The following is a 15,457-nucleotide window of genomic DNA, read 5'->3' on the forward strand; positions in this document are numbered from 1 at the left end:
CACCCTGCACGAACACACAGAACCCGCCCGCCCCGAGCTCTACCTCACCGCCTGACCACCACCCACCCACAGGGAACAACGGAATGACACCACGCCACGGGACTTGACCCCCACCTCGATCGCGGCAGGATCACCCGAAGGTTCGATCCCCACACCCCGGACGGCAACCGATCTGCCGCGAGGGACAGGCTTCCATCGTTGTTTCGCGAGATACCCATGATTCTGAATTCCTTCCTGGACGCCGATCTGGTCGTCTGATGGGTATAGGCCCCCTTGGCAGGCCTTCGCGGACATGGCAATTTGCGTGAATTCACGGCCACCACTCGAAGACGCCGTCGAGCGCATCGATATGCGCGACCGAGCGCTCGATGTGCGCCAGCTCGAACTCGTCGGCGAAGTCGTCGGCGTTGCGGTGCAGCAGGCTGCGGTACTCCCCCAGCGCGTTCACGAGGATGGCGTGGCACTCCGGGTTGGCGAGGAGCTCGTCGAGCTCCTGGTGGACGCCCATCACTCCCCCTCACCGAACAGCGAATCGATGGCGGCCGCCGCGCGACGGGCGACGTCGGAACGGGCGCGGCTGTACCGCTCGGTCATCTGCATGCTCGAGTGCCCGAGCACGGCCTGGACGTCGTTGGCCGAGGCGCCGGCATCGAACAGCATCGTGGCGAGCGTGTGGCGTAGATCGTGGAGGCGCAGGTCGTCGCGATGCAACTTCGCACGGAGCGTCTTCCAGTCGATCGCGCGGCGCACGTTAGAGGCGTTGATCCGCCCACCGCGAGGGCCCGTGAACACGAGCTCGCCGCGGTGCTTGCCGGCCATTGCCTCGGTCAGCGGCGCGACGAGCGGCGTCGGAATCGGCACGTCGCGCTCCTTGTGGCTCTTCGGCGTCAGCTCGACCCCGCGCCCGTCCGCGCCGATGCTGAATGCCCGGCGCACGTGGATCGTCCGATGCGCAAGATCGACGTCTTCCAGGCGCAATGCCGTCGCCTCGTTGGCGCGCATGCCGGTGTAGACGAGAGCGGCGATGTAGCGCCGATAGTGCGCATCATCGATCGCTGCAAGCAGCGTCGGCACCTCCGCGGCAGCGAGCGCGCGAGATCGCAGGCTCGTCGCCGACTCGGACTTCGGACGACGCGCGAGACGTGCTTGGTTCAGCGGCACGAGGTGCGCGCGGACCGCCCCGTCGAGTAGGCGGCTCAGCACTGAGAGCGCGTCGATCCGCGTAGACGTGCTCCCCTCCCACCCGATGATCGCTTCCTCGATGACTCCTGCCGTCAGCTTCTCGAGCTTCATGTGGCCCAGCCATGGCTTTACTCGCAGGCGCCAGCCGCGCTCGTATGCACGCGCCGTCGACGCACGCACGCTGCCCTCGATGACCGACCAGTGCCGCGAATGCCACTGAGTGAGCGTCATATCGCCGTCGGGGTAGCGCCGCGTGAGCGTCTCAGCGCGGAGCTTCTTCGCCTCGGCCAGCGTCTCGACGTAGGTCGACCGTTCGCGCTGCTCCCCGTTCAGGCCGATCGCCCATACGCGCACCTGATACTTGCCGCGGTCCGCGCGAAAGCGGATGCCCTCAGGGAGCGGGCGCCGGGTCTTCGGGTCGATCCGCTCGCCCCGTTCAGCCGACACCGCGGGTACCGCCAGCTTCGAGGAACGCTGCGACGGTCGACGCCCGCCAGAGCATGTGCTTGCCCATGTGCGCATCCGGGAACGGGAACCGGTTCTGCCGCCGAAGCGAGTCGAAGGTCGACAACGGCACACGGCAGAGCGCGGCCGCCTCTCGACGAGTCAGGTAGTCGTTCGGCTCGGCGTGGTCGGCGATGTCGATCTCGGGGTCGTCGACGAGCGTGTGAGTGGTCATGTCGTACTCCTTCCGGTGGGTGGGGTCTTGCGGTCTCGTGCGCGGTCGTGGCGCCACTGTCGGGCGGCATCCGCTGCTTCTCTCGCGAGTGCTTTGTCGCCGTCGGTGAGCCAGCCCATGCCCGCGTAGGCCCATGAGCCGATGACGAGTACCTCGTCGGGACTGATCTCCTCGGTCGGCTTCGTCTTGGCGAGCAGGTGCTTGAGGCGCCAGGTCCGCCGTGCGCCGCGAAGCGAGCCGAGCGTCACCGAGTAGCGCCGCGACTTCGTCGAGAAGTGACCGCGAAAGCCGAGCATCCCGTCCCAGCGATGCAGCTGCTCGTACGGCCCCTCGGGACCGACGACAGTGGCCAGCTCGCGAACCGTCGACCTGATGCGCTTGATGTGGTCACGGCCGGCGCCGGTGGGCTCGAGATCCTCGGTCGCTTTCGTCGCGTACTTCGCGATGTAGGCGGCCACAGCGCGGTCGGACAGTGCGCCGTCAAGACCCTCGCGACGCACGATCGGCCGCACGTCGAACTGCTTGCCCCAAGCGAGCGTGCGAGTCCTGGCGTCGCCAGGAAGTGGATCCGCAGCGACACTCGTCTTCCTCACAGCGGAGTGGATCGCCGTCACCAAGTGATCGGTCGTCACTGCGGCCGGCGGCGCCGGGAAAGGGAGCTCGGGATGGATGCCGTCGAGCCGGATGATGGCGTGGAAGTGGACGACTCCCCGACGCTGGAACTCGGCGACCTTCGCGAACTGCAGCCGTACGACGCGGGCCGCTGCGCGCTGCGTCATGCCGAGCGATCGAGCCAGCTCGCGGCGCAGCCGGATCGTGAACCGACGCCACAACTCCGGCGCGTGGTACTGCCAGACGACGTGACCGACGTAGTCGTAGCACTCGGCGCACACCGCGTCACCCCGCTGCGGATCGTCGTCGTCATGGTGGCAGCGGCATCCTCTCGGCTTGCCGTGCTCGCAGACGCCGGTGCGACGGTCGACGGCGGTCGTGTGCACGGCTCCGAACGACGGGGCTGTGAGCGTGAGGAAGACCATCGGGTGCTCGGCGACCTCCTCTGGCACCTCCTTCATCCCACCCGCAGCGCCGGCCATGATCATGTGCCAGGTGTCGCCCTTGTACTCGTGACTGCAGGACTCGCAGCGTGTGGCGCGTCGATTGCCGCACCGAGTGAAGGTGACGCCGTCCGGTTCGCTCGTCGACGAGTACTCCGAGAGGATCTCGCCGGATGCCTCGTGGAGCGTCGTCGAGGATCCAACGAGACGCACCGGGTTGAGGCAGTAGCCGGTCGAGGCGACGTTGTGCATCCAACGGTCGTACTCCTCGCTGCGGAGCCGCCGCGCGACGGACTCATCGAGACGCATCGGTCACCACCATCACGGGCACCGCGCAGCCGATCGGGTAGGTCAGGCTCATAAACGGGTCGTCGTACCAGGTAATGCGGCAGATCTCATCACTCTCGCCGGTTTCGCGGCGCAGCCCCTGCCAGTTGATGATCGCTGCGTCCGAGCAGGAGTTGTTCGCGATGGTCGGCCCGTAGTCGTCGAGCAGACTGTCGTCGACAGCGGGCGCGTCGTATCGTGCGACTTTGAGCATGGCGGCGCGGTCCCACCTCTCCCCCAGGTTGCAGGGCGCAAGAACGTCAGCGGGGCGTGTCCCGGTCGTCTGGCGGCTTGGGACGGGTGACGAGCTCCCAGTCGGTGCAGCACAGCCCGACAGGACGAGCGCCGCGACGAGGCCGCCGAGGGCGGCCGATGCGAGACCACGGGTGCGGTTCATGATGCGGTTTCCTTTCGTGAGGTGCGTCGCTGAGGTCGCGGCGCCCGGGGTGAGCGAGGCTGACGCTCTTCGGGAGCGGGAGGTTCGGGGATGACGACAGGCACCTGCCGCGGTGCGGCATATCGGGACGCGACGTCGCGGATCATGTCGTCGCTGATCAGTCCGGCGCGGACACGCTCGGGAGGGCGGCCATCTTCGGGCAGGACATAGGCGACGCCGGGTGTCGTGGGCGAGATCTCGTGGCAGCGTGCACCTGCCACCACGGCTCCGTCGCCGAGGACCATCGCGGTCTCCATGCGGTCACGCAGTCGGAGCCCGACCGTCTGAGTGAAGAGGCCGCGCGCCGGCAACGTCTCCTTGCGCGGATCTTGGAGACAGGCGAACACGATGAATCCGACAGCGCGGCCCTGTGAGGCGAGAGTCGCGAGCGCGGAGTTTGCCCGGCGGAGCAGATCTCGATCGGTTTCGTACGCGGTGAGCGCCGCGAGCTCGTCGATCAGCACGACGATCGTCGGGCTGTCGAGGGTCGCGACGTGCTGTCGGGTCGTGCCCGCGAGATCCTTCGCTCGCTGTTGCATCGCGGCGACGGCATCCTCGAGCAGAATTACCGAGCGCTCAGCGTCGGCGGCAAATCTCGTCAGCAGCGAGCGCCCGAGCGCGAGTTCCATGCCGCCCTTGCGGTCGATGCCCCAGACCTCGACGAGGCCGCTGTGGATGGGTTCGGCGAGTCCGAGGAGCAGACCCCACACCAGCGATGCTTTGCCGCTGCCCGATGCGCCGGCCACGAGGGTGTGGGGACCGAGGCGAAGCGACCAAGGTCCGCCTGTTGCGTCTCTGCCCATCGGGACCGTCTTGCCGTCCCACGCCACGGGCAGGTCGAGGGAGAACGCGAACTCGAGCGCATCCACGAACTCGAGCCGCAGCACCATCGCGCCGATGTGCTCACCGTGGACCGTCGCGCGGCGTGCGCCGAAGGCCTGCGCGAGTAGATCTGCCTGCGCCTGCAGGTGCTCACGGCCGAGTCCTTGCGGGAGGGCAATGGCGACGGCGCAGGTCCACCCCTCCCACACAGGCGCGCTGATTGCGGGGACCACCATGCCGCGCGTTCCGTAGCCGGGGACTCCGAGGCCGACGCGCATCGCTACCCCGGGCCAGTTCGCGAGGATGTTGCGGGCGACGTCACGCTTCCACTTGTCGTCGGGCCGGCGCGGCATCCGGAGAGCCACGACCGTGAGCCAGAGACCGAGGAGGACGACGAGCGCCAGGCACCCGATAGTGAAAGCGACCTGTACGACCGGCACCGGGGGGAGCCACGAAACAACCACCACGATCGCCGCGAGCCACCACCAGCGACGCAGAAGGATTCCGATCTCGTCACCCCAGCTGCGCAGTTCGCGCGGCACGGAGGTTCTCATTACTCGGCGCCGCGCGGCTTGGGCGCCGGCTTCATCTCGCGAGCACGGAGCGAGTAGGCGACGCGCGGGCGCCCCCGGCCCTCCTTGACGTACGGCGTCACGGTGAGCCCCTCGAACACAGCCGGGCGGAACGGCAGGCCGTTCAGCTCGGGCGGCAACTGCGGCTCGGAGATACTCGCGATCTTGACGGTGACCTCGCCCTGGCCCTTCTTGGCGTCGGGGTCGGCGTCGATCACGCGCACCTGCCAGAGCGGGTGACCGGAGTTCTTGTCGAGGTCCTGCCCCTGCCGCTCGCCGTCGTCGGACCACCTGATGATCGGCTCGACCTCGCCGACGACGAACGCACCCCGCGGGAAGAACGCGTCGAAGCTGACCGGGATTGCTGACTGGATTGCCATTACTAGTTCCTCTCAACTGGTGAACTTTTTGCTCACAGGAACAGCATCACACTTCTTCCTCATGCAGTCAACCTTTTTCTCGTTTAGTGCTTCAGGTGTCTCTACGCGCAGAAAAACGACACACGAGTAAGCTCGGAGCCGTGGAGAGGTCACCATGAGCGAACTGCCGGCACTGCCGACGTGGGGCGTTGTCCCCGACCCGGTTCGCAACGTCCTCCAGCGACTCAAGGAGCGAGCCGCTGCCGGGGTCGAGGCAATGGACACTCAGAAGATCAGCGGCGAGACCCCGCAGAACCACGACGAAGCGTTCCTGCAGATGTCGTGGGCAGCCGAAGCCGCCGATCGAGCCACGCGGGACTATCGCAGCGTCTTCAACGCCTACACGCACAAGTTCCACCAACCGAAGCCGCCGATCGGCGAACTCGCTGCAATGCAGGGAGCGATCACACAGTCATTCGCGAAGCGGTACACGCCGAAGACCGTCGAAGCGATCGAGGCACTCCTTTCAGCGGAGCCCAACCTCGACGCGATCCGCACAGGCATCCGTGCGCTCGGCTTCGAGGATCTCCGCGGAATCTCCGATGCACTCGACCGGGCGATGAACGCAGCCGAATCCGAGCGTGGCTTCCACCCTTGGTTGCCTGCCGCCGATAAGGCTCGTGCCGCAAGCCGCGCTCTCCAGGACCTCGGGGACGACGAGCTGTGAGAACTTTCTTTACTCGTTCAAGGCCGGCCTCCGGCCGGCGCGGTGAGCGTGGCACTGCGGTGCGTCCGGTCCTCGCTGCGCTCCGGTCCGGGCGCTCCTCGGCCACGCTCACCACACGCCATTCGTTGGTCGATCAGTAAGGAGCAACTACGACTCCGATAGTGTCGGCACGTGGCAGAAGGCGACTCGCAATCGGTGCAGGTACTAACGAGCACGGCTGTCCGCTGGAGCATCGACACTCTCGGAGTGCAGCGCCTGCACCCAACATTCGTGATGTACCTATACCTTCGCGGCCTAGACCGTGCCGGCGAGCTGGACAACGCCTCCGCGTCGGACCCTGAACTGCTCGCCCTAATCACCATGCCCGGCAACCCGACGAAGCCGTACTACTTCCCCTTGATAGACCGCGGTGACCGCACGAAGATGCCACTCCCAAGTTTCTGGCGAGCGAGGAACATTCCGGGGAGCTGGTCACCAGGCTCGATTCGTCGGCTACAAGGAGGAGGCTGGCTCGGCGCCAGCGAAAGCGCGTATGCGCTCCCGCCCAACCACGTGGAACTCGCATTCGACCAGATGCTCTACGGCCAGCGCACTTCCGCGCTGGCCCTTGGCGCCTACTTCCTGCGCAACGACGGCTTCCGCATAACGGGTGAACCCAGCGCGGCAGACGTGATCGCCGGCTTCCGAAGCAAGTTCGACTATCCCGCCGAAGCGGATAATGAGTTCCACACGCTCTTCCACACTGATCTCCCTGACTTCGAACTGGACTGGTTCGAACAACAGCCAGTGTCGGACGACGCACCGGCTTCGACGCAGATGGTCGATATCGAGGAGTCGAATGCTTGAGTCACTCGTTCCGTCAGTACGAGAGGTTTCGGCCGATGAACTCGGCATCGGCGTCATCGCGAAAGCACATAGTCGTGGAGGGTCCTCAGCGCCTGACGCCCCCGAAGCAAACTCCGACAACCCGGTGATTCGGGAGGTAGTGAGGCTCTCCTCGTTGTTCGGCGGAGTGATCTTTACCGGCCCGCCGGGAACATCCAAGTCCTACTACGCGGCTGAATCCGCGCGGGTCCTCGCCGATGGCGTCGATGACCGAGTGCGATTCGTGCAGTTTCACGCCAGCTACCAGTACGAAGACTTCATGATCGGCTTCGTGCCGACGACAAGCGGCTTCAAAGAGAGACCCGGCCCATTCCTCGAGCTCGTTCGCGCCGCCGATGCCGACCGAGAGCACACTTACGTGCTGGTCATCGATGAGCTCTCAAGGGCCGACGTCGGCCGCGTCTTCGGCGAGGCTCTGACGTATGTAGAACGCACCAAGAGAGAGCTCACTTTTGCCCTTGCCAATGGCCTATCCATCAAAGTCCCGTCGAATCTGATCATCCTCGCCACCATGAACCCGTTCGATCGCGGCGTCGACGAGGTGGATGCAGCGTTCGAACGTCGATTTGCCAAGATCACGATGGACCCCGACAAGGACCTGCTGGCCGATATGCTGACAGCAAGTGGCATGGAGGCCGCTCTGCGGCAGAGAGTGATCGGATGGTTCTCTCGTATCAATAGTCATGCCCAAAAGAATCCCGCTGCAGCTGTAGGCCATGCGTACTTCTCGAGCGCTTCCGATGAGAGCTCGCTTGACGACGTCTGGAGCTACCAGCTTCGGTACCTCGTACAACGGGCGTTCAGGCGAGACGAGAGCACCCGCAATGACCTCGAGGCGGCTTGGCGAAACATCTTCGTCCGCGCTGACGTCATTCTGGACCCGGAAATTGCCGTCGAAACGGAGCCCGGAGTCTAGTCGTGGCCCCGCAAACAGGTCAGCTGACCGTGGTCGAATGCGCTGAGTACGATCACATCGACGTCGATCCCGACCTATGGTTAGGTGACGGACATCGGACCGTGTTCAATTCGGAGATCGACAACCGCGATGTACTCCGCGCGTCCTTCCAAAAGGGACAGCTACGGCTGCAAGCCACTTCCTACGTCGGCGTGATCCCGATCAACGAACAATTGGTCGTGCGGGTAAAACCGCGTGTGCCCATAGGGAACCTGACGCGAATGGTCATCGATACGGGACACTCGGTGATGGCGCTGTCCGCGTTCCGCGACTACTCCGGCCGAGGCTCGGCGGACGACTGGGCAATGAAGGTGTACACCGATGCACTTATCGAGTATGTCGATGAGCTGCTCGATGCAGGTCTGATTCGAGAGTATCGAGACAGGACGGCAGAGGGTTCTTACCCGCACGGGCGTATCAACATGACGCAAACCGTACAGCGCTACGCCGCCCGTGGGATTCCTAACCGCGCGTCGTTCTCATGGTTCGAGCGCACGGTCGATACGGCTGAGAATCGCTGTATCAAGACGGCCCTAGAGATCGTCCACGCGCACCTGGAACAGCACCGCGACCGGCCCCGCAAAGGTGACCGAACGCGACTAGGAAGGCTCGCTGGGCTGCTACTGGCATTCGATGCGGTGTCTGATGACGAGCAGCACCGCTTCCTCACTGATCCGTACGTCGCTGGCCTAAAATCGCTCCCCGACTCGAGGTCCTACTACCGAAGGGTCTTGGATCTCTCGGTGCTCATTGTGCGCGGAGTCGGACTGGCCCTCGAGCTCGATGGTGACGATGTTCAACTCGGATCGATGCTCATCGACACGAACCAGCTCTTCGAAAGCTTTGTCCGAGTGAGTCTCGTGCGAGCCGCGGCAGCGCGATCATGGCTAGCCTCGGTGCTCGACGGCAACACGGAGGGACGCGTCGACTTCTACGATGTACCCGACCAGCTTCCTTCCATCCGGGGTAGTTCTCTTGAGGCGCTTGCAAGTGCTGACGCGGGAAAAGCGCAACCCGACATCGTTGTCGCGCGGCCAGACGGCAAAGCGCTGCTGATTGCGGAGGTCAAGAACACGGCGCACGGCCAAAGGTCGCAGACAATCGATACGCTTCCGGAGCGCGGAGAAGTAGAGCAAGCCGTCACGTACGCACTGCGGTACGACCTACCGTTCACCCTTCTAATCCACCCCTGGATTCGAGGGAGGAAGGGACTCGTCTACGTAGGGCGAGTTCGCACCATCGATGTCTACGACTATCGTCTCGATCTCTCGCTCGACGAGGCGATGGATGCCTCCCTGGAAGACATGGCCGAGGTTGTCGCCTACCTTGCTCGCCTGGAAGGCTCGGACGCCCCGATCTCAGGCTGATTCATTAGCGGCACGAGATCCACTCCGATCGCATCCCGACCCTCGGCGACCGCGGTTGTCAGCGTAGTTCCTGTGCCCGCGAATGGGTCCAGGACGATGCCTCTCGCGGGAGTGCCGTGCCCACAGTCGGTCCAGCCGACGGTGCGCTTCCTCGCGAAGGTGAACTCGCGAAAGTATCCGCCGAGGGCCTTCTTCGCCTCAGCCGCGAGCCTTTGCACCTCCGCAGTGTTACGGCCGGTTCCATTCTGGAACTTCGTCGCCTTACCGACATCCGAGACTCCGAACGCTTGGATCGCTCGGATATGAGCGTCAGTCAGGCCATGTTCTCTGGCGAGCTCCATCGCACGCTTCGCCTGCGGGCGGTTGGGGTCGAGTTCCGAAGTCCGCTCAATCACTCGCTGTCGGGGCACTCCGCACGTCTCACACACCTGCTGCGGCGCGCCCAGAAGAATCGCGCGACGCACAAGCTCCTTGGGGTACGGGGCCAGGTGAGCACCCATGTTGCGTTCAGGGTTGATCGTCCACACGTCGCCCGGATTGGCGCCGTTGCCGACGACTTCTGAGTATCCGACGAGGTCGTAGTAGTAACTCGGCTTGTACGTGAGATGAATGACGTACTCGTGACGATTGGCCAGCCGGTTCTTGACTGGATCAGGCATCCCAGATTCTTTCGCCCAGATGATCCTGTTACGAACCAGCCAACCGCCTTTATTGACAGCATCCCACTCGATCCGCCCGGGGATACCGAGGAGAGATTTGTTGTGATAAGTGTCCCCAACGTTGAGGAACACTGAACCGTGCGGACGAAGGACGCGCTTCCACTCGTCGAGACAGTCGAGAATTGAACGGACGTAAGCCTCAGCGGTAGCTTCAAGGCCGATCTGGTCATTGTGACCATAGTCGCGCTTGTTCCAGTACGGCGGCGAAGTCACGATCATGTCAACGGAGTTGTCCGGAAGGCCGGTGGAGCGAGCGTCGCCAGCGGTGAAGGACAAGGAAGGCTCGGCCAGCAGCGACTGCCAGTCCTCGAGTTGGCCGACTGATACAGATCCGAGCTTTGCGGCGCCTGCGACAGGCTCCGAGTCTGCGGCGACGCCCGAGGTCGTCTCGCTTGCCGTGTTAGTCATTCAGATTAGCCCTCAAATCGTCTTACTGTCTTCGTCTTGAAGCTATCGACGGGCTCGGACACTCGCTTCAAGGTCGCCGTGCACTCTCCCGCCTAGAGTCCTGTATACCCGAGATGTCGGCGGTCGTCGAGGCCCCGAGCCGCTCTCGACAGACTTACTCGACTGCTCCCTCCACGCCGTGACGCCCTGTCACCGATCGCAGAGCCAACTTGACGCACTCCCAGGTTCGTCTGGTAGAAATGAGCCATTGCTCCCCACCGTCCTCGCGGATTGGTGGGGCTTTTTTTACCAGGGGTGGATCATGGTTGATCGGGTTGCAGTGTTCATCGACTACGAGAACGCGCATCGCACCGGGCACGGTCTCTTCGGTGGGGTCGGCCAGCCGAAGTACGAAACGGTGCTCGATCCGCTGAAAGTCGCCGAAGCGCTCGTCTCTAAACGACGCTTCGCTGGCGAGCTCACTGACGTGTGGGTCTTCCGTGGAAGGCCAGTTCCCGAGCATCAACCTAAGCCCGCCAGTTCGAACGACCTGCAGGCGGAGGCCTGGTCTGAGGACGAACGGGTCCATGTCATACGGCGAGACCTCAAGTACGACTTCTGGGACGACGGCACTTTCACCGCACGCGAGAAGGGCATCGATGTCGCTCTGGCAGTTGGTCTCACCGAGGGTGCCCTGGACGGAGCGTTCGACGTCGCGATCGTCTTCAGCGGAGACACGGACCTATTGCCGGCGCTCGAGCTCGTGTTCCGCCGGCATCTGGCGAAGCTCGAGATCGCGACCTGGAGCGGTGCAAAGCCTCTCTGGTTTGCCGACTTCCTCCGCCAGACCCCACCGCGCCACCTGCCCTTTTGTCACTTCCTGAACGAGACGGATTTCCTCGCGTTCCGCGACTACAGCGCCATCGACGAGTGAACCGACTCTGGGCCGGTCCTGGGCCGGGGACCCGGTTGAAACCATCCGCGACCAGCGATCACCAACGAGCACGATTTCCGCGGAATCACGCGGCAAACGAGCACTCGTGAGCACCCGCAAACCCCCCGCATACAACTGAAAATCGCGAGGTCACCGGATCGACGCCTACCTTCGAACGTTGGCCACCCGGCGCGTCAAACCCCCCACCCCCGCTGGCCCCATCCCGATACCCTCAACACGTGCTCGCCGTCGCCACCGCGTACTCCGCCCGAGCGGCCGAGTACGCGGATGCGCTCGGGTCGATGGATGCCGTGCACCCGAGCGATCGGCAGCTCGTCGCCACCTGGGCGCGCACCGTCTCGGGGCGCGTGCTCGACGCCGGCTGCGGGCCCGGGCACTGGACCCGCTTCCTCCACACGCTCGGGGTGGACGTGCGCGGCATCGACCTCGCGCCGGAGTTCGTCGATCATGCCCGCGCGACTCACCCAGACGTCACCTTCGAGCGCGGTGACATCGACGCGACCGACGAGCGTGGCGGGTCTCTCGGCGGCATCCTGGCCTGGTTCTCGACGATCCATCACGCGCCGGCGCAGATCCATGTCCCGCTGACCGAGTTCGCGCGCGTCCTCCGCCCCGGCGGCACACTGCTGCTCGGCTACTTCGACGGCACGGCGATCGAGCCCTTCGACCACGCCGTCGTCCGCGCGTATCGCTGGCCCGCGGGCGAGCTGAGCGCCGCGCTGGATGCCGCCGGTTTCGACATCATCGAGACGCACCGGCGCACCGAACGCGGCCGCCGCGACGTCGGCGCCCTCCTCGGCGAGCGCCGCGCGCGCTGAGACGCCACGCCGACCGGCGCGCTACCTCACCATCCGTGCGTCGGTGATCAGCGGCGCCTGCGGATCGATCTGCTCGCTTTGTCAAATATTCTTGACACGCCACAGTCGTCTGCCCTACTGTGACCATGTCAAGAAAACTTGACACACAGAGGAGGGCTCATGTCGTACGAAGAGAAGAACACGTGGTCGCTCGGCATCATCGCCGTGCTCGGCTACGCGGCGTACCTCGTCATGGCATTCCTCGTCGGCAACGGTCCCCTCGACCCGGACACGTACATGTGGCCGATGGTGTGGGCGATCGGCGGCGGAATCGTGGCGGGCATCGTCGCCGGCATCCTGATCGGCATGGCGAGCGGCGGCTCGATGCGACGCGGGGCCACGATGATCGACCGGCGCGACCGCGAGATCGGCTGGGCCGGCTCGCGCGTCGGCAATTCTTTGATCGTCATCGGCGGCATCGGCGCGCTCATCCTGTGCTTCGTCGATGCGCCGCACGTCCTGATCGCCAACACGCTCTACCTCGGCTTCGTGCTCGCCGCGATCCTCGAGACGACCACGAAGATCGTCATCTACCGCAGGGGGTTCTGACGTGGTCAAACCGACCCGGGTGAGCAATCGCATCCGCGCCCTCCGCGCCGCATCGGGAGAGATGACGCAAGCCGACCTCGCCGACCGCATCGGCGTCACCCGACAGACCGTCAACGCGATCGAGCAGGGCAAGTACTCGCCTTCGCTCGAGGTGGCGTTCCAGATCGCCCAGGTCTTCGGCGTGGGCCTCGACGACGTCTTCCACTACGGCCCGAACCCCCACGATCAGGAGACCCCGAAATGAGAGCAGTCGTCCGCCGGGAGTACGGTGACACCTCCGTCCTCCACGTCGAAGACGTCCCCGAACCCGCCCTCGAGCCGGGCCACGTCATCATCGACGTCGCCGCGGCCGGCGTGAACATGGCCGAGTGGCACCTCATGGCGGGGCGGCCGAGCGTCGCACGCCTCGCCCTCGGCATCCGCCGCCCGAAAAGACCGGTGCTGGGGCAGGACGTCGCGGGCGTCGTGAGCGCCGTCGGCGAAGGCGTCACGCGGTTCGCCGTCGGCGACGCGGTCTTCGGTTCGGCGAAGGGATCGTGGGCGGAGCGCGCCGCCGCGAACGCCGACCTCCTGCAGCCCCTCCCGCCGGCGACGAGCTTCGAGCAGGCGGCGGCGGTGCCGATGTCGGGCTACACGGCCCTTCAGGCACTCCGCGCGGCGGGTGACGTCGAGGGGCGATCGGTCGCCATCACGGGCGCGGGTGGCGGCGTCGGTTCGTACGCCGTGCAGCTCGCGGCAGCGCGCGGCGCCCACGTCACCGCCGTCTGCAGCGCCGCGAAGGCGGCATTCGTGCGCGACCTCGGCGCCCACGAGGTCATCGACTACGCGACGACCGACCCCACCGATCCTGGCCGCACTCCACGGCGCTTCGACGCCGTCCTCGACTTCGCCGGAGGCCTCCCCCTCACCCGCTGGCGGCGGGTCATCACCCCGGGCGGACGGCTCGTCCTCGGCGGCGCCGAGAACGGCGGCCCCGTGCTCGGCCCCCTGTCGCGGTCCCTGCAGGCCCCGTTCACGAGGGGGCTGAAGGCCACCACGCTCGTGGCGACGACCAACGGCGATGACATCGCCGCCCTCGCCGACGCCCTCGGGGGCGGCACCCTCCGCTCGACCCGCTCCGCGACGTACGCGTTCGCGGAGGCGGCGCGCGCCGTCGATGCCCTGTGCGCCGCGACCCACCCGGGAAAGATCGTCCTCGTCCCCTGACCGGCGCGGCGGGGACGGGCGCTCCCGACGAGGCATCCTGGATCAACGAACCGCGGAGAACCCCCGGCCTGACGGACATTCGTCGCCTCCGCCCCCTATGATGAGCGCGGCGCCCGCATGCGCCGCGAACCGGGGGAAGAACATGGGCACACGTCGCGGACACCTCACGCCGTGGAGGCGCACCGCGTGGGCGGCGCTCGTCGTCGTCGCCGCGACGACGCTGTCGGCCTGCGGCACGGCAGGGACGACGGATGCCTCGACGCAGACCCCGTCCGACGCCCCGACCCCGACGCTGACGCCCACCCCGCTGACCGCGGCCGAGAAGCTCCTGCAGAACAACGCCGCCACACCCGGCGCGTGCGCGGTGTCGTTCGTGCTCGACGGGACGACGATCGACCCGCAGCTGCAGATCCAGGACCGCCTCTACGACCGCCTGCCGATCCCCCGCGCCGACGGACGCGCCTTCGCGGGCTGGTACGCCGACGCGTCCGCCGCGGCCGCGGCATCCGCCGACCCGACCACCGGCGCATCCAACCCGGCCATCCGCATCAACGGCTCCGACCTGGTCTCGTGCACCGATCAGCAGAAGACGCTGTACGGCGCGTGGACGACGGCGGCCGCCGCGGCAGCGGTCGGGGCACGGATCCCGATCATGATGTACCACCAGTTCACCGACAAGCCCGGCGGCGAAGACGGCTGGCTGCGCGGCAACTACTCCTACATCGAGGACTACCGCGCCACGATGCAGTACATCAAGGACTCGGCCTTCTATCTGCCGACGTGGGACGAGCTCAGCGCGTTCATCGACGGCGCGCTGTACCTGCCTGACCACTCCGTCATCATCACCGACGACGACGCCGACCCGACCTGGCTCACGATGGCCTCGCCGATCAACGAGCAGCTGCAGCTCATGGTGACATCCTTCGACATCACCGGCGACGGCGTCGCGCAGCAGAACAGATTCGTGCTGCCCCGCTCGCACACCAACAACATGCACACCGCCGGCGCCAACGGCAAGGGGCAGATGGTGAACCTCTCTCCCGAAGAGATCGCAGCCGACATGGAGGCCTCCGCCGCCGCCCTCCAGACGATCGGTGTGAGCGCACCCGCTTCGCACGAGATCATGGCCTACCCCTACGGCCACAACGACGAACGCTCGCACGAGGGCCTGAAGATGGCGGGCTTCGACATGGCCCGCACGATCGAGCAGGGCTACGTCGAGATCGGCTCCGACAAGATGACGCTCCCGTGCATCCGCATCAACTACGGCATGGGCGTGCCCGACGTGAAGAGGCTCATCGGATGACACCCCGATGAACGTGCGATGAGCCGGACATGACGCATCGCTAGCACATAGGGAACTGACAGACCACACTCGGGACAGGCGCAGGTGCCCCTCGCTACGCTGAGGAGTCCCA

At 65.7% G+C, this 15,457-nt stretch carries 18 protein-coding genes; 10 read left to right on the plus strand and 8 right to left on the minus strand.

All coding sequences use genetic code 11. The features are described from left to right. Positions 1–310: 310 nt before the first annotated feature. Genes WFI52_RS09215 through WFI52_RS09245 form a run of 7 tightly spaced genes read right to left on the minus strand, consistent with a single transcriptional unit; the run spans position 311 to position 5,453 of the window. On the minus strand, positions 311–508 hold the full coding sequence (locus WFI52_RS09215) for a hypothetical protein (RefSeq protein ID WP_336627178.1): 198 nt from the start codon (positions 506–508) through the stop codon (positions 311–313). After that, complete coding sequence (locus WFI52_RS09220; RefSeq protein WP_336627177.1) at positions 508–1,629, minus strand: tyrosine-type recombinase/integrase; 1,122 nt, start codon at positions 1,627–1,629, stop codon at positions 508–510. The genes WFI52_RS09215 and WFI52_RS09220 overlap by 1 nt, the downstream gene beginning before the upstream one ends. Beyond that, positions 1,619–1,861 carry a helix-turn-helix transcriptional regulator gene (locus WFI52_RS09225; RefSeq protein ID WP_229935627.1) on the minus strand — a complete coding sequence of 81 codons (243 nt, stop codon included), beginning with the start codon at positions 1,859–1,861 and terminating at the stop codon, positions 1,619–1,621. Before WFI52_RS09225 ends, WFI52_RS09220 begins: the two co-directional genes overlap by 11 nt. Continuing rightward, complete coding sequence (locus WFI52_RS09230; protein ID WP_336627176.1) at positions 1,858–3,225, minus strand: replication initiator; 1,368 nt, start codon at positions 3,223–3,225, stop codon at positions 1,858–1,860. The genes WFI52_RS09225 and WFI52_RS09230 overlap by 4 nt, the downstream gene beginning before the upstream one ends. Next, complete coding sequence (locus WFI52_RS09235; RefSeq protein ID WP_336627175.1) at positions 3,212–3,640, minus strand: hypothetical protein; 429 nt, start codon at positions 3,638–3,640, stop codon at positions 3,212–3,214. Before WFI52_RS09235 ends, WFI52_RS09230 begins: the two co-directional genes overlap by 14 nt. Then, positions 3,637–5,055: an FtsK/SpoIIIE domain-containing protein gene (locus WFI52_RS09240; protein WP_336627174.1), complete on the minus strand. Its 1,419-nt coding sequence runs from the start codon at positions 5,053–5,055 to the stop codon at positions 3,637–3,639. The genes WFI52_RS09235 and WFI52_RS09240 overlap by 4 nt, the downstream gene beginning before the upstream one ends. After that, complete coding sequence (locus WFI52_RS09245) at positions 5,055–5,453, minus strand: plasmid replication, integration and excision activator (protein ID WP_336627173.1); 399 nt, start codon at positions 5,451–5,453, stop codon at positions 5,055–5,057. Before WFI52_RS09245 ends, WFI52_RS09240 begins: the two co-directional genes overlap by 1 nt. A 154-nt stretch (positions 5,454–5,607) precedes the next feature. Between WFI52_RS09245 and WFI52_RS09250 the strand changes: the two genes are divergently transcribed. From WFI52_RS09250 to WFI52_RS09265, 4 genes are all read left to right on the plus strand, one after another. After that, complete coding sequence (locus WFI52_RS09250) at positions 5,608–6,159, plus strand: hypothetical protein (protein ID WP_336627172.1); 552 nt, start codon at positions 5,608–5,610, stop codon at positions 6,157–6,159. A gap of 171 nt (positions 6,160–6,330) precedes the next feature. Continuing rightward, a complete protein-coding gene (locus tag WFI52_RS09255) occupies positions 6,331–7,005 on the plus strand; it encodes a hypothetical protein (RefSeq protein ID WP_336627171.1) in 675 nt (224 codons plus the stop codon). Then, positions 6,998–7,960: an McrB family protein gene (locus WFI52_RS09260; RefSeq protein WP_336627170.1), complete on the plus strand. Its 963-nt coding sequence runs from the start codon at positions 6,998–7,000 to the stop codon at positions 7,958–7,960. Before WFI52_RS09255 ends, WFI52_RS09260 begins: the two co-directional genes overlap by 8 nt. Positions 7,961–7,962: 2 nt before the next feature. Next, positions 7,963–9,366 (plus strand): 5-methylcytosine restriction system specificity protein McrC, encoded by a 1,404-nt coding sequence (locus tag WFI52_RS09265; RefSeq protein WP_336627169.1) that lies wholly within the window; start codon positions 7,963–7,965, stop codon positions 9,364–9,366. On the opposite strand, the gene WFI52_RS09270 is transcribed toward WFI52_RS09265, so the two are convergent. Then, positions 9,321–10,493 carry a DNA-methyltransferase gene (locus WFI52_RS09270; RefSeq protein WP_336627168.1) on the minus strand — a complete coding sequence of 391 codons (1,173 nt, stop codon included), beginning with the start codon at positions 10,491–10,493 and terminating at the stop codon, positions 9,321–9,323. The genes WFI52_RS09265 and WFI52_RS09270 overlap by 46 nt on opposite strands. 247 nt (positions 10,494–10,740) lie before the next feature. Between WFI52_RS09270 and WFI52_RS09275 the strand changes: the two genes are divergently transcribed. The 6 genes from WFI52_RS09275 (at position 10,741) to WFI52_RS09300 (ending at position 15,345) form a co-directional block, all read left to right on the plus strand. Continuing rightward, positions 10,741–11,406, plus strand: a complete 666-nt coding sequence (locus WFI52_RS09275; protein WP_336627167.1) for an NYN domain-containing protein — start codon at positions 10,741–10,743, stop codon at positions 11,404–11,406. A 239-nt stretch (positions 11,407–11,645) separates the two neighbouring features. Beyond that, complete coding sequence (locus WFI52_RS09280) at positions 11,646–12,245, plus strand: class I SAM-dependent methyltransferase (protein ID WP_336627166.1); 600 nt, start codon at positions 11,646–11,648, stop codon at positions 12,243–12,245. Between the two features lie 159 nt (positions 12,246–12,404). Continuing rightward, positions 12,405–12,833, plus strand: coding sequence for a hypothetical protein (locus tag WFI52_RS09285; protein WP_336627165.1), 429 nt, complete (start codon positions 12,405–12,407; stop codon positions 12,831–12,833). A gap of 1 nt (position 12,834) precedes the next feature. Further along, positions 12,835–13,077 (plus strand): helix-turn-helix transcriptional regulator, encoded by a 243-nt coding sequence (locus WFI52_RS09290; RefSeq protein WP_336627164.1) that lies wholly within the window; start codon positions 12,835–12,837, stop codon positions 13,075–13,077. Then, on the plus strand, positions 13,074–14,039 hold the full coding sequence (locus WFI52_RS09295; protein WP_336627163.1) for an NAD(P)-dependent alcohol dehydrogenase: 966 nt from the start codon (positions 13,074–13,076) through the stop codon (positions 14,037–14,039). Before WFI52_RS09290 ends, WFI52_RS09295 begins: the two co-directional genes overlap by 4 nt. 142 nt (positions 14,040–14,181) lie before the next feature. Further along, positions 14,182–15,345, plus strand: coding sequence for a polysaccharide deacetylase family protein (locus WFI52_RS09300; protein ID WP_336627162.1), 1,164 nt, complete (start codon positions 14,182–14,184; stop codon positions 15,343–15,345). The last annotated feature ends 112 nt before the right edge of the window (positions 15,346–15,457 follow it).

This window comes from Microbacterium sp. MMO-20 (genome assembly GCF_037147735.1).
Classification (GTDB): Bacteria; Actinomycetota; Actinomycetes; order Actinomycetales; family Microbacteriaceae; genus Microbacterium.

Coding starts and splice junctions, on each gene's coding strand:
- WFI52_RS09215 (WP_336627178.1), bottom strand. CDS start 508: ATGGGCGTCCACCAGGAGCTCGACGAGCTCCTCGCCAACCCGGAGTGC.
- WFI52_RS09225 (WP_229935627.1), bottom strand. CDS start 1,861: ATGACCACTCACACGCTCGTCGACGACCCCGAGATCGACATCGCCGAC.
- WFI52_RS09230 (WP_336627176.1), bottom strand. CDS start 3,225: ATGCGTCTCGATGAGTCCGTCGCGCGGCGGCTCCGCAGCGAGGAGTAC.
- WFI52_RS09235 (WP_336627175.1), bottom strand. CDS start 3,640: ATGAACCGCACCCGTGGTCTCGCATCGGCCGCCCTCGGCGGCCTCGTC.
- WFI52_RS09240 (WP_336627174.1), bottom strand. CDS start 5,055: ATGAGAACCTCCGTGCCGCGCGAACTGCGCAGCTGGGGTGACGAGATC.
- WFI52_RS09245 (WP_336627173.1), bottom strand. CDS start 5,453: ATGGCAATCCAGTCAGCAATCCCGGTCAGCTTCGACGCGTTCTTCCCG.
- WFI52_RS09250 (WP_336627172.1), top strand. CDS start 5,608: ATGAGCGAACTGCCGGCACTGCCGACGTGGGGCGTTGTCCCCGACCCG.
- WFI52_RS09260 (WP_336627170.1), top strand. CDS start 6,998: ATGCTTGAGTCACTCGTTCCGTCAGTACGAGAGGTTTCGGCCGATGAA.
- WFI52_RS09270 (WP_336627168.1), bottom strand. CDS start 10,493: ATGACTAACACGGCAAGCGAGACGACCTCGGGCGTCGCCGCAGACTCG.
- WFI52_RS09285 (WP_336627165.1), top strand. CDS start 12,405: ATGTCGTACGAAGAGAAGAACACGTGGTCGCTCGGCATCATCGCCGTG.
- WFI52_RS09295 (WP_336627163.1), top strand. CDS start 13,074: ATGAGAGCAGTCGTCCGCCGGGAGTACGGTGACACCTCCGTCCTCCAC.
- WFI52_RS09300 (WP_336627162.1), top strand. CDS start 14,182: ATGGGCACACGTCGCGGACACCTCACGCCGTGGAGGCGCACCGCGTGG.